Annotated in this window: 16 protein-coding genes and 2 pseudogenes; 13 read left to right on the top strand and 5 right to left on the bottom strand. The window is 33.7% G+C overall.

The window, feature by feature from the left end:
• Positions 1-12 precede the first annotated feature (12 nt).
• On the bottom strand, positions 13-333 hold the full coding sequence (locus AB1279_RS12285; RefSeq protein WP_429759018.1) for a 2Fe-2S iron-sulfur cluster-binding protein: 321 nt from the start codon (positions 331-333) through the stop codon (positions 13-15).
• 182 nt (positions 334-515) lie between these two features.
• Here AB1279_RS12285 and AB1279_RS12290 point away from each other — a divergent pair, with 182 nt between their 5' ends.
• The 8 genes and pseudogenes from AB1279_RS12290 to AB1279_RS12325 all read left to right on the top strand — a co-directional run bounded on the left by AB1279_RS12290 (position 516) and on the right by AB1279_RS12325 (position 5559).
• Complete coding sequence (locus tag AB1279_RS12290; protein WP_429759019.1) at positions 516-1211, top strand: sigma-70 family RNA polymerase sigma factor; 696 nt, start codon at positions 516-518, stop codon at positions 1209-1211.
• Between the two features lie 24 nt (positions 1212-1235).
• A complete protein-coding gene (gene clpP / locus AB1279_RS12295) occupies positions 1236-1811 on the top strand; it encodes an ATP-dependent Clp endopeptidase proteolytic subunit ClpP (protein ID WP_429759021.1) in 576 nt (191 codons plus the stop codon).
• A gap of 142 nt (positions 1812-1953) precedes the next feature.
• A pseudogene (locus AB1279_RS12300) lies at positions 1954-2145 on the top strand (P1 family peptidase); the annotation flags it as partial.
• Positions 2146-2167: 22 nt separating this feature from the next.
• Positions 2168-2335: pseudogene (locus tag AB1279_RS12305) on the top strand (HIT family protein); the annotation flags it as partial.
• Positions 2313-3158 (top strand): protein phosphatase 2C domain-containing protein, encoded by an 846-nt coding sequence (locus tag AB1279_RS12310; protein WP_429759023.1) that lies wholly within the window; start codon positions 2313-2315, stop codon positions 3156-3158. The pseudogene AB1279_RS12305 and the gene AB1279_RS12310, both read left to right, overlap by 23 nt.
• Before the next feature lie 23 nt (positions 3159-3181).
• Positions 3182-3760 carry a GNAT family N-acetyltransferase gene (locus AB1279_RS12315; protein ID WP_429759024.1) on the top strand — a complete coding sequence of 193 codons (579 nt, stop codon included), beginning with the start codon at positions 3182-3184 and terminating at the stop codon, positions 3758-3760.
• Positions 3761-3995: 235 nt separating this feature from the next.
• The gene (locus tag AB1279_RS12320; RefSeq protein ID WP_429759025.1) at positions 3996-5186 is read left to right on the top strand and encodes a DUF2515 domain-containing protein; all 1191 of its coding nucleotides are present in this window, start codon (positions 3996-3998) and stop codon (positions 5184-5186) included.
• Entirely contained in the window at positions 5152-5559 is a 408-nt protein-coding gene (locus tag AB1279_RS12325) for a CBO0543 family protein (RefSeq protein WP_429759027.1), read from the top strand. The genes AB1279_RS12320 and AB1279_RS12325 overlap by 35 nt, the downstream gene beginning before the upstream one ends.
• Positions 5560-5748: 189 nt before the next feature.
• On the opposite strand, the gene AB1279_RS12330 is transcribed toward AB1279_RS12325, so the two are convergent.
• Entirely contained in the window at positions 5749-6192 is a 444-nt protein-coding gene (locus tag AB1279_RS12330) for a YmaF family protein (RefSeq protein ID WP_429759028.1), read from the bottom strand.
• A gap of 231 nt (positions 6193-6423) precedes the next feature.
• On the opposite strand from AB1279_RS12330, the gene AB1279_RS12335 reads away from it, so the two are divergent.
• On the top strand, positions 6424-7056 hold the full coding sequence (locus AB1279_RS12335) for a LysE family translocator (RefSeq protein ID WP_429759029.1): 633 nt from the start codon (positions 6424-6426) through the stop codon (positions 7054-7056).
• Between the two features lie 171 nt (positions 7057-7227).
• Here AB1279_RS12335 and AB1279_RS12340 read toward each other — a convergent pair whose 3' ends face one another.
• Entirely contained in the window at positions 7228-7953 is a 726-nt protein-coding gene (locus AB1279_RS12340) for an MBL fold metallo-hydrolase (protein WP_429759030.1), read from the bottom strand.
• A gap of 227 nt (positions 7954-8180) precedes the next feature.
• Here AB1279_RS12340 and AB1279_RS12345 point away from each other — a divergent pair, with 227 nt between their 5' ends.
• Both AB1279_RS12345 and AB1279_RS12350 read left to right on the top strand, forming a co-directional pair.
• On the top strand, positions 8181-8987 hold the full coding sequence (locus tag AB1279_RS12345; protein WP_429759031.1) for an HAD family hydrolase: 807 nt from the start codon (positions 8181-8183) through the stop codon (positions 8985-8987).
• Positions 8988-9017: 30 nt separating this feature from the next.
• A complete protein-coding gene (locus AB1279_RS12350) occupies positions 9018-9611 on the top strand; it encodes an HD domain-containing protein (protein ID WP_429759033.1) in 594 nt (197 codons plus the stop codon).
• Between the two features lie 190 nt (positions 9612-9801).
• Here AB1279_RS12350 and AB1279_RS12355 read toward each other — a convergent pair whose 3' ends face one another.
• Together AB1279_RS12355 and AB1279_RS12360 are read right to left on the bottom strand one after the other, a co-directional pair.
• Positions 9802-10641, bottom strand: a complete 840-nt coding sequence (locus tag AB1279_RS12355; protein ID WP_429759035.1) for an oxidoreductase — start codon at positions 10639-10641, stop codon at positions 9802-9804.
• Positions 10642-10864: 223 nt separating this feature from the next.
• A complete protein-coding gene (locus AB1279_RS12360) occupies positions 10865-11476 on the bottom strand; it encodes a TetR/AcrR family transcriptional regulator (protein ID WP_429759037.1) in 612 nt (203 codons plus the stop codon).
• 161 nt (positions 11477-11637) lie between these two features.
• On the opposite strand from AB1279_RS12360, the gene kynU reads away from it, so the two are divergent.
• Positions 11638-12924: a kynureninase gene (kynU, locus tag AB1279_RS12365; protein WP_429759039.1), complete on the top strand. Its 1287-nt coding sequence runs from the start codon at positions 11638-11640 to the stop codon at positions 12922-12924.
• 2 nt (positions 12925-12926) lie between these two features.
• On the top strand, positions 12927-13556 hold the full coding sequence (gene kynB, locus AB1279_RS12370; RefSeq protein WP_429759041.1) for an arylformamidase: 630 nt from the start codon (positions 12927-12929) through the stop codon (positions 13554-13556).
• The last annotated feature ends 15 nt before the right edge of the window (positions 13557-13571 follow it).

Raw genomic sequence — 13571 nt, forward strand, 5'->3', positions numbered from 1 at the left:
CCTCATCGTAAATCATTCAGCTGGTCTTGGCCCTACATCCATTCCGGAAGTCTCCGCTGTTAAGACAGGACGTACTGTCATATCTGCATTCACATACACTTGGCACGATAAACGTAAGTGATCTTCTATACCTTTCTCCGCAAATACATGCTTTTCAACCTTGTTTGGTTCACAAAAATCACCATCTAATATTTCCACTCGACAAGTTGTACATTTTGCTTTTCCACCGCAGCGGTGAAGAATATTTACACCATTATCTTCTAGTGCTAATACTAATTTTGTTCCCGCTTCTACTTCAAAAGTTCCTGTTCCTGGAACGGTTATTTTTGGCATTTTATTTCCTCCTTATATAAAATATGAATAACATAATTATCACCTTGTCATGTATAAGGTAAACATAAGACTATACAAAGTTCCATTAGTGAAAAAATGATTATAAAAAATTTATAAATGCCGTAACTTTTTTCTTTGTTAAATCGTTTATTAAGTAAGCGCGCTTAAAAGGAGTGATCACTTTGAATACGAAAAGAAAGCTGATTTCACAATCCGATTCGGATGTTCAACAATTAAATAAATCTGTTATTGTTAAACATTATGCAGAACTAAAGCGTTATTGTACATTTTTAACACAAAGCACATGGGACGGAGAAGATCTCGCACAAGAAACGATATGTAAAGTATTGAAGAAATATACGAATGAGGAATGGAACCAAAGTATTTGTTTAACGTTGTTATACAAAGTGGCTCGTAATCAATGGCTGGATCAAATGCGAATAAAAACTTGTGAAAGAGAAAATACTCAAGAAGCTTCTTATGAACCGCATGCAAACGTTGCTGAATTATATGCTTTAATTGAAACAATACTATCTTGTTTAAATGAAATGCAAACTGTCATTTTCTTATTAAAAGATGTGTTTGAATATAGCTTAGCTGATATCGCGGCCATTACTTCTATGACAGAAGGAGCAGTAAAAGCTTCATTGTTTCGAACACGGAATAAATTGAAAACGATAAAAGAAGAGGAACGCTTTGTACCTTCAAAAGACATGGAAGAAGAAACTGAAATACTTGTAAAAGCAATTCAGCAACAAACACCTGAATTATTGGTAAAACTTGTACCAACGCTATATTTTTCACGAATTTCGCTACAACAACCATTACTTTTATTACACCAAAAATCTTTTTACAACTGTTTCTCATGTGCTGCTTAAACTAAAATGGTGGAGGGATTTTTCATGAATACGATTCCTTATGTTATAGAGCAAACAAAACTTGGAGAACGTTCGTATGATATTTATTCAAGATTATTAAAGGATAGAATCATTATGATTGGTCAAGAAATTAATGATCAAGTCGCCAGCAGTGTTGTTGCGCAGTTGTTATTCCTCGCAGCAGAAGATGCAGAGAAAGACATATCTATTTATATAAACAGTCCTGGCGGTTCTACTTCTGCTGGCTTTGCGATTTTAGATACGATGAATTATATTAAACCGGATGTACAAACCATTTGTATCGGTTTAGCGGCTTCATTTGGAGCATTATTGCTACTGGCAGGGGCAGAAGGGAAACGATTCGCTTTACCAAATAGCGAAATTATGATTCATCAACCACTCGGCGGAACGCAAGGGCAAGCAACCGAAATTGAAATTTCCGCTAGACGAATTTTGAAGTTGAAAGAACATATCAATCAAATCATTGCCGATAAAACTGGGCAGCCTATTGAAAAGATAGCGAATGATACGGAACGGGATTATTTTATGAGCGCCGAAGAGGCAAAAAAATATGGTATTGTAGACGGAATCATCGGTTAATACTGCAAAGAGGTTGTTGGAACATTCTCGTTCAATAACCTCTTTTTTTAAATTGAATTTTCTCAATTAATGGAATAAAATGAAAATATTATATATTCTTCAATATTGAAATATAAAATACATATTATTTAAGGGGTTTGTAATGCAAAGGAAAAGATTAAGAGATTTAGATATTAATATCGGAAAATTGAAACCAGGAACATGTAACGCAATTACTGATGTAGAAGGTGTAATCGTCGGTCACAAAACAATTTTACACACAGATGTTTGTTCAGGACTTACAGTTATTTTACCTAACAACCGAAATCTAGCTGGGTCACATTTTCCAGCAGGATTCTTTTCTTTTAATGGAACTGGTGAATTTGCATCTTATCCCGCGTTATCCGAATACTCCACAAGAATTTTGGTCTCCAACAAAAGTTGCAACTTGGCCAGGGGCACCTCTAGGGAGAGAAAAAGAAATCAAACAATTATGTGAAAGGATTAAAATGTATTTGGTGAATGAATATGAATATAATGGATAAATCGCAACAGTTTTCGTGGGTAGGGAATGAAGAGATGTGTATTGATCAAGTAAAAATTGATCAATGCAGCAATGTAATAATCGGGAGATATGGTGGAAACAAAACTGCTGGTGCTAAAAAGAACGAAGACGGAGTATTAGTATGGGCACATGAAGATTGGGAACTTGCTATGATCTTAGATGCTCATTATAGTGCGGAAAGTACAGCATTATTAGTACAAACACTACAAAATGAATTTTCTAATTTAAAAGCCTTGTTAGCTGAACCGATAGAGACAGTATTTAAATCAGTAGAAACTCATATATTATCTGTTTTTCGCTCTGAATCATTTAAACAATCTTGTCAGCGTGTTAAAGGAGAAACGGCTTGCTTAATTTGTGTACGAAAAGCAAACTATCTCTGGTGGCTATCAATCGGGGACTGTTTGGTGTATCTGTTTCATGATGAATTACATAAATTAGGCCAGTACACCCTTAACCAACGAAATTTCTATGAATGGATTGGCTTCATCAATACATTTTCGTTACCAGTTCCTTGTTATTCATCTGGAGTTCGAGAGTTACGTACAGGACATAATCGTATTGTAATGGTAACAGATGGTCTATTAGAATGCGAGGAACGTTATTATGAAAATCCATTTAACTTATATAATGATCTCTATGCAGACAAAGAGAATACTAAGCTAACTGATCAAATCGAAAAAGTACTACAGCATGTACATCAGCAGCATGGAAAAGACAGTGCGACCATTATTAGTTGGGATTATATGACTACTTTACCAGCTACTTATCCGAGCGATCAAATATTTCAAAATAGAGCTTAATACATATGAAGAAGGAGATTAATATGGATCTAGAAATAGTTTTCGAAGAATTTCCAGTTTTAGAATCTCAAAATTTAATATTAAAGAAAATTGAAGATGCCCATTTACAGGACGTATATGTAATCTATAGTAACGATAAAGTATTTAAATACTGCGGAATTATACCAAAACATAATGTGAAGACGGTAAGTAAGATGATTCAACACTTTGAGAGAGACTATAATAAACAAAGTAGAATTAAGTGGGGGATTTTCCAAAAGAACGAAACTGATACATTAGTTGGAATCATTGAAGCAATGGATTTTAATCGGAAGGTAAATATGGTCACAATCGGATACTTTTTAGCTGAAGAATACTGGGGAAAAGGTATTGCATCTGAAGCGGTTCATGCAATCGTAAAATTTTTATTTGAGGACGTTCATATAAATAGAATTCAAGCAGAAGTTATTCCTGAAAATGACCTATCCAAAAAAGTACTTTTAAAAAATGGATTTACAAAAGAAGGGTTATTAAGGCAGGCTACTTTATGGTCTGGGAAAGGAATCGTTGATTTAGAAATATATAGTATTCTTAAAGAAGAATATAAAAGAAGGCAAGCATAATTTTATGCTTGCCTTCTTTTCTTCCTAACATATGGTTTGTATCTATCGTTATCAAGTTAATGAAAAAACAATCATCATGTATTCTTAACGTTCGTAATAAAATATTGATAGTAGCTTTGTTAAAATATTTTTAAAAAGCCTTATTAGTAGATTAGAAAATTGATTATCTAATATGTATCTCCAGAATCTATCCGTCTTTAATAGAAGGACATTTATGTTAATGGGAGGGAGAGGAATGCGCCATAATGATCGGAAAAGGAAATGGAACGACTTTTCCAAGACAATTCCGCACTCTCTTTTAGATGTGAAAAGTGAATTAAAGAAAAAAAGTGAAAAAAAGCAACTTACCGTTAAAACATGGAAGTTAACAGAAGAAGAAACAGTGCTAATTCATCAAATTAAAGAGCAAACAAGACAACACAACAAAAATAATGTGACGCGAACGCATGCTTATTTTCGCTTTTACCTCCGATATCCTGAAATACACTGGGCATTGCTGGGACATATGGTATCACGTAATGGCGGTTGGAATATGACAGATTTAAAAGGTGAGTTATATACAAGATTATTATCAGAAAAAGATCAATTTACCTTCTATTCTTTTTTAGAAAGAGGAAACTGGTTAATCTTTCAGGATGTGTATCCACAATTTTTGTTATACGAACAAAGTGTGAAAAAATCTAAAAGCCTGTTTTATCTTCTACCTTTTCTCCATGTATCAACGTTTATGGAAACAATATGGAATTATTTCTGGAGCACAGGTGACCACTATACATTAGCCATTGCTACCGTCATTAATGAACAAAGCTATTTAGAAAAAAGGGTTGTTCAAAATCCCCATTTTAAAAAGACCGTACTAAGTAGTATTGGATTCAAACTTTATGATTTTTTTCGCTTTAATCATATTCTTTTTCCATTCTATAAAGATGAGACCAAACAAAAAACATTACTATTCGGTGATACGGTGAAACATTTCACCTCACTGCATGAGCGGATTTTGCTTGGAAAACGATTATACTCACTGCTGTTTCGACATGAGGACGTTTTACAAAGAGTAATAAATTGGGCTCATGATCATCCACATACTGGTTCACGAAAAGACTACTGGCCACATTTATTTTATGATGTAAACGAATCATTCTCTCGTGAATTCTATGAGCGTCGAATAAAGAACTGCCAATTAAGAAAAGGTGCAAATCGTTTATATAGCCCGCGATTAATATACGCATGGAAAGATCTTAATCACGAAGAAGCGGAAAGTGAAGACTGGTTTGAAGACTGGCGCATCATGGACTATTTAATCGATAAGGGAGAAAGTGCAGATGGAAAGATTTATAATGAATACTGCAAAACGCTTGAAAAAATCGAACTTGCCATACTGGTCAAAAAAAATGTCCTGCTCCGAGAAGAAGAAGGGGAGGAGTAACCTTCAAGCTGTTGTGGCTACTATCATTTTCTCTTGTTTAATTGGAACATATTTAGATTTACTGTTTGTCAGTAAACAAATGTATGACTTTCCAGTAAGACCGTTCCCGCATATATTTACAATTAATGTCGCGTTTACATTATTGATATTACCAATCTTTACATTGTTCTTTTTACGGATTGCAAGAATGTTACCTTCATTTTTAAAAATCTTATTTATTATTTTGATTGGACTTTGTATGAGCATTTCTGAGCGGTTTGCGGAGCGATTAGGATGGTTCACTCATAGCGAAGCATGGCATCATTCGTATTCCTTTTTCGGATACACGATTTTCTTGCTCCTTATATGGAAGTTTTTTCGTTGGTTTCAATAACAGAAATTTGTACTAAAGAGATCTAAAAATGAACAAAACGATTCATTAAATGAAGGGAATGAATGATGTTATTAAGTTAACGAGTGCTAATTGAGCAACCATATGTATTTCCCATAACGCGCGTTATGTTGATTTTACATGTATCAAGGATACAAAAAAAACGCTGACTTTTTATCATCAGCGTTTTTTTTATATAAGAGGTTTTTGAATTAAAGTAGCAAATTCTATTTCATGGACATGTCCGTCGTCTAATGTAGTAGTTCCTTTAACATAGTGTACATGTTTTCCATCGGCAACAGGGATGGCAGGGCCTGTTTCTATTGCGACTTTATGATGATGATTAAAAAAGTCAGTATTAACCATTATTATATGTACATGATTATCTCCTTTTGGAATTACTTCACTTGTAAATCCAGCAAAACGATGATTATGCCTATCGTTTCCTTCTTCTGCCAGTTTAGTACTAGCAACAAATTCATGCACATGTGTCTGAACCGTCGATGGTGATTTTCCTGCAGATACTATAGCTGCTTCTGTTAAGTTTTCTTTATTAGTTTTTGTGCTAGGTATATTTTCCATACTAGATGTATTTTCTGTTTTCTGTTTTCCTCTACCTGTAAATTCTCTATTCATAAAGATAATGCCTCCCTTTATATAGGATTATGGTACATTTTATTATAATTAGTAAGAATATATGTTAAGAAAAATTGACTACCGCTGACATTTACAAGAAATTTTGTCGTGTAACGGTATTATGAATCATAGCGAAAGAAAAGGAATAAAATACAGTGTGAAAATCTGTTATTTTTATAAAATTTGTTTTATTATGAATAAGGGCACCAAAAAATAGAAAGAGGTGTCAAAATGTACGGAATAATAAATTATGAGGTATTTTTAATTACAGGAATTCTTTTAAATTTAATTCCTGGTGCAGATACAATGTATATAGTGGGAAGAAGTATTTCACAAGGCAGAAAAGCAGGTGTTTATTCTGTTTTTGGTATTATTACTGGCTCGCTCGTTCATACATTGTTAGTTGCTTTTGGATTATCTATCATACTTACAAAATCTATTGTATTGTTTAATGTTATTAAAATTATTGGTGTTATCTATCTAGTCTATTTAGGGATTAGAATGATTGTTGATAAAACGAATGTAAATTTTCAAGCTAACGTATCAAGCAAACTAAACATTAGAAAAATATATGTACAAGGACTTTTGACAAGTCTTACGAATCCAAAAGTAGCTTTATTTTTCATTGCTTTTCTCCCGCAATTTATAAATACAAAAGCTTCTAGTCCTATCTCTTTTATTATTTTAGGACTTACGTTTACCATTACTGGATTATTGTGGTGTCTATTTATTGCTTATTTTTCTTCTTATGTTACAAAAAAACTAAGAGGAAACGAAAAGATAGGAATGGTTCTAAATAAAATAACAGGGATGATTTTTATTGGTATGGGGCTGAAGTTACTTCAAGCAAAAGCTCCTCAATAAGCCTAATTTATAGAGAAATGCCCCCCTTGTAGGAAGTTTAAATGGATAGAAAAAGCCTCTTTAAGATTCAATTAAAGAGGCTTTTTCTTTGAAGGTATTGTATCTAAAACTTCAATTATACTACTTTCTTAAGTATAATAAGTCACACATCTTATACATAATTATCATGTTTTATAACTCAACTCGCTCTGCAAGATTTTGAATTTGTTCTTTTGGAGCATTTATACAAATGCCTCCGTGATAGCAAATGACCGATTCGATATCAAAATTTAAATATTTCTGCAGAGAAGCAAGCGCTGTATTCATGTCTAAAGTTGTTCTCTGAACAGGTCCTTGTAAAGAACCATCCACACATATCATAGCATCACCGGCAACAAGAGTTTTGCTTTTCTTTAAATAAAGACTAACATGCCCTGGAGTATGTCCAGGTGTATAAATTACTTGTATGCCTCCGCAATAAGGAAGCAATTGTCCATCTTCTAAAGAATGATCTACTTTCGATTTAGGTGGATTCTTATATAAGAATTGCATTTCTTTAGGAAGAGATGCCCATGCTTCTTTATTCATATGCTCAGGATTTGTTTTAATAAGCGGGAATATTCCCTCGATATATGGCTTATCAAGTTCATGTGCATACACATCGATTTGATTAGTAGCCGCTTGTAGTATTTCAGGAAGGCTTCCTATATGATCTAAATCTTGGTGTGTTACAATGACAGCTTTTAATTTTTCAAAAGGAACCCCCGCATCATTCATAGCAGTACGAATTTGATCTAACTGTCCAGGCATACCGGTATCGATCAAAATAGCTGTTTCATTGTCCCAGATAAGTGTGGGATGCAAAACGAAACCTTGTATTTTTAATTCAAGCATTGCTACTCCATTTGAAATGTTCATGGATTAAATCCTCCTTATTACGGGTGTTTGGATTGTAGTTGATTACTACATAAGTTAATTTATCACGCCTCTTAAAAGTTAGTCAATCTAAAATATTTAAATATAACATAAAATAATATTTTTGTCAATATAATTTATTTTATTATTAGATTCAAGTAAATAGAGGGGAGGATTTCTATGCCGTATATAGAATATGAAAAAGTATTTTCAGACAAGGAGATGTTCACATGGATCTTATTTCAAATATTCAAGGGATTGTTTTAGACTTAGATGGTACTTTACTAAATTCAAAAAAAGAAGTATCTAAACGAAATGTACAAGCTATACTCGAATGTTATAGACAAGGAATAACTGTTATTTTTGCAACAGCAAGACCCCCGCGTTCAGTAAAAGCTTTTCTTCCTCAAGAGCTCCAAGAGATAGGAGCAATTGTGTATTACAACGGTGCTTTAATCATTGACAACACATCTGAGTACAGGCAACATTATCCGATTGAATCGACTGTTACAAATGAAATTATTGAATATGTGATTGCTCATCATTCAGAAGCGTGTTTGTCTATTGAATCAGAAGATACGTGGTATAGCAATAAAACGTTAGATTACAGTAAAGCTATGAACGCAGTTGTAAATCCAATTGTAGTTTCGTTAGATGATTTGAAAATAATAAAGGCTTCAAAATTATTAATCACGCAATATCCATATTATGAGAAATTACATAAACAATTTGAGCATAGAGTAAGCACTGTATGTACCGATTCAGGAACATTAATTCAAATTATGGCTAAAGATGTTTCTAAGAAACAAGCTATAATGGATATTTGTGTTCAAAATCATATTCCGATGAACAACATAATGGCATTTGGTGATGATTGGAACGATTTAGATCTTTTCCATGCATGCGGTTTTCCAATCGCTATGGAAAATGCAATACATGAACTAAAAGAAATGGCGTATTTCGTTACTAATTCTAATGATGAAGATGGTGTAGCGGAAGTGTTAGAAAAGTTAATTTGTACCGTTAATACCGATTAAAAATGTATTTGAAGAAGGGAATAAGCAAATATGGAAAAGAGAATTGGACAAATAATAGAGTTTTTACGGATAATAGATCAGTTCAAATCAATTGAAAGAAAAACAAAAGTTTCTAATAATAATCGTCATGAAAATGATGCAGAACATACATGGCATATGTGTATGTTTGCTCTTTTATTATATAAAGAAATAGAAGAGGAGCTTGATTTAGAACGAACTTTAAAATTAATATTAATACACGATCTTGGTGAAATATATGCTGGTGATACCTATGCACACGATTCTTTGGCTAGAATAGATAAGAAACAACGAGAAGATGAGGCAATCAAAAAGTTATTTAATGAATTGCCAGATGATTTAGAAGTTGAATTTCACGAACTTTGGAATGAATACGAAGCAAATGAAACGAAGGAAGCAAGTTTTGTTCAGGCAATAGATAAAATGCAGGCATTTACACAAAATGTACATACAAACGGTGAGGTATGGAGGGAAAATAAGGTAACCTCTGATAAAATCATTAAATATAATGAGAATTGGACAAAGCAAAACAAGACATTTGAAGATTTATTTCATTATCTTTGGGGAGTTGCTGAAAATAAAAAAATATTTTATACAAAAAAATAGATTGAGTCTTTAGAATAAAACTATTCGGGAAATGTTTATTCTAACTCTTAAGGCATTTTTAAGCATCTGATTCTATGTAAAACAAGAATTAAAAGGGCGATACGTATTATACATGGCTAATATGTATCACCCCTTATTTTTATGACTTTTTATAATTTAGTAGTGATAAGATTATGTATTCTTTTTGAAACTATTTAAAACGTTTTAAAACGAGAAACTCCCACCATTTCCACGGCAGTAGATTCTTTAATAAAATCATTAACTTTACTCCTTTTCCAATTGGATAACGTAAAGTTGAATGCTGCGATTCAGCAATAGCTACTATTTTCTCAGCAACATCTTTCGGATTTCCTAAAGTCTCATTGCCGTTATGAATATGTTGTTCAATTTTCTTCATGTATTCTTTGTAAGGGGACTCAGATCCTGAAGTAGCTTCCGCAAGTTTTTGTCCGATTTCCCAAATATTTGTGTTATATGATCCCGGCTCAATTAATGAAACTTCGATCCCAAACGGTTTTACTTCTAGACGAAGAGATTCACTCCAACCTTCAAGTGCATATTTAGAAGAAACATAAGGGGAGAGACCAGGGAAACCCATTTTCCCGCTAATACTACTAACATTAATAATTTTTCCTCGTTTTTGTCTTCTCATAATTGGAAGAACAGCTTTTGTTACTGCGATAGCTCCAAACACGTTTGTCTCAAATTGTTTACGGTATTCTTCCATTGGAATTTCCTCTACAAAACCACCGCTTGCATAGCCCGCATTGTTAATCAGAATATCTACTCGTCCAAGAGTGTTTATAAAAGCTGTAAATTTATCAATAGACTCTTTAGAAGTTACATCTAACTGATGAATTTTTATATTTTGTTCTATATGCAACGATGTAGCCTGTTTAATTAATTCTGTTTGTTTTTCAATATTTCGCATCGTAGCAATGACAAGATAGCCTTTTTTAGCGAATTCTAATGATGTAAGAAGCCCAAATCCGCTTGATGAACCTGTAATAATCGCGATTTTTTCTGTCATTTGTTTCTCACTTTCTATCGAAATTCAGTTTGATTTCATCATATCGAAAGGAGGAAGGGGAATTCAATAGATTATTTAAATAGACATATTTATATCCTCACATTAAAAAGTAGATTTTTAGGGAATTTTCTTTTTATATGTCAGAATATGCGCTTGCCAGGGAAATACTACTAAAATGTTTGTATTCCCTAAAATAACCTAAACTGTACGGACAAATGAATTTTTATGAATAAAGTCCACCCATATACATTTCCGTTAATGTATGTACAATATCTTCAAGAGAAAAATTTCGTTCATTTCGAACGATTTCCCATAAAAACATTTCATTTGCAAAGAACCAACTTCTTGCTACTAAAAAACAATTTAAATCCTTCCGTGCTAAACCACTTTTTTGTGAATACGTAATATCTTGAACAATTCGTTCAATAAATCGTTCTCGAATAGCACTCCATCTGTACCGAACTTCGTCAGAAGCACCAATCGCTTCTTCAACAACTTGTAATAGTTGTCTTTCTATTTCCGCCATTTGTAAAAACGCATGTACTTGCTGCTGAATCATACTACGAGCTTCTTGTTTCGTTACTGGTTGAAAATTCCGTTCTGCAATCGTATAAAATTGGTTCATCACATCGTCCATTAATACAATAAGTAAATCATCTTTATTTTTAAAGTATACGTAAGCTGTCCCATATCCCGTTTCTGCTTTTTTTATAATCTGGGAAATTGTTGTTTTTTGAAAACCTTGTTCTATAAATACTTCACGACCAGCTAATAATAGTTTCTTTTTTGTTTCAAGTGAACGCTGTTTTCTAGCTGAGAAAACATCTTTGCTCATATATACCACACCTTCATACTGAAATATCAGAAAATTTAACTTAATTCTAGGTGAAACAATGATATAATGTCAACTGACATTATGTCATTGACGCTATGTCAGTTTTAATGATATATTTTTACTAATTAGAATTGAAAGAAAATTAAAGAGAAGGTGATAGAATGTATTCAAAACCATTTGAACCATCTTACGAGTATGCTCGTCAATGTGACCTTTATGATGAACTTGCATCGTTTCAACATGAGTTTTATAAAAAAGAAGGAACAATTTATTTAGATGGAAACTCACTTGGACTTTTATCAAAACGAGCTGAGCAGTCTTTATTAACATTGCTAGATTCATGGAAACAATTCGGCATTGATGGTTGGACAGAAGGACAATATCCATGGTATTTCTTATCCGAGCAATTAGGAGAATTAAGCGCACCCCTTATTGGCGCTTCACCTGAAGAAGTGATTGTAACCGGTTCCACGACAACAAACTTACATCAAGTTGTCGCTACGTTCTATGAACCAAAGGAAGGGAAAACAAAAATCCTTGCCGATGAATTAACATTTCCATCCGATATTTATGCATTACAAAGCCAAATTCGTTTAAAAGGACTAGATCCTGCCGAACATCTCGTTCAAGTGAAAAGCAGAGATGGAAGAATGTTAAATGAAGAAGATATTATTGCTGCAATGACAGAAGATATTGCGCTCATTGTACTTCCGGCCGTATTATATCGAAGCGGACAAATTTTAGATATGAAGCTTCTTACGAAAGAAGCACATGAACGTGGTATTCATATTGGCTTTGATCTTTGTCATTCCATCGGTTCTATTCCGCATCACTTTCAAGAATGGGATGTCGATTTTGCAGTTTGGTGTAATTATAAATATTTAAATGCCGGTCCAGGTGGAGTTGGCGGCCTGTACGTGAATAAAAAGCATTTCAATCGTTTACCAGGATTAGCAGGCTGGTTTAGTTCCCGAAAAGATAAACAGTTTGATATGGAGCACGAACTTACGCCAGCTGAGCATGCCGGTGCATATCAAATTGGCACACCGCATGTGTTAAGTGTTGCACCGCTTATCGGTTCTTTAGAAATTTTTAAAGAAGCGGGCATGGAGCGATTACGACAAAAATCCCTTCATATTACACGCTATATGATAAACCTAATACAACATGAATTAACAGATATGGGTTTTACACTTGGTAATCCGTTAGAAGATGAAAAAAGAGGCGGACATATTTATTTAGAACATAAAGAAGCAGCACGTATTTGTAAAGCACTAAAAGCAAATGGAATTATTCCTGATTTTCGTGCACCAAATGGTATTCGTTTAGCTCCTGTCGCTTTATACAACACGTATGAGGAAGTATGGAATGCCGTACAAATTTTGAAGAAGATTATGGTGGAAGAGCAGTATAAACAATTTGAAAATAAACGAGAGGTTGTGGCATAAGGATGAAAGAAAACAAGTGGATTGATATTTCTCAACCTCTCAACAATGATATTGCCACTTGGCCGGGCGATACGCCTTTTTCCTATGAATTGTCATGGACAAAAGAACAGAGCGGATCTGTTAATGTTGGGAAAATTTCAATGAGCATTCACACGGGTACACATATTGATGCACCGTTTCACTTTGATAATGATGGTAAAAAAGTAAGTGATCTTGACGTTAACATCTACATTGGCCCAGCTCGAATTATTGATGTAACAGGTTATGAAAGCATCGGAGCACAAGAGTTAAAAATGCATGATTTAGAAGGGGTAAGTAGATTATTATTGCGAACTTCATCAAAAACAAATCCACACGTATTTCCTGAAACAATTCCGTATTTACGTGCTGATCTTGCACCCTATCTTCATGAAAAAGGTGTACGCTTAATCGGTGTAGATGTTCCATCTGTTGATCCGCTTGATGATAAAGAGCTAGCAGCACACCATGAATTATTTAAACACGGCATTCACATTTTAGAAAATGTTGTTTTAGAAAATGTACAAGACGGAGACTACGAACTTATCGCTCTGCCACTTTTGTTAACAGATGCAGACGGCAGCCCGGTTCGTGCTGTTATAAAACCATTATAAAAAGAGCCACTGCAT

This window comes from Bacillus sp. S14(2024) (assembly GCF_050473785.1).
GTDB classification, from domain to species: Bacteria; Bacillota; Bacilli; order Bacillales; family Bacillaceae_G; genus Bacillus_A; species Bacillus_A yunxiaonensis.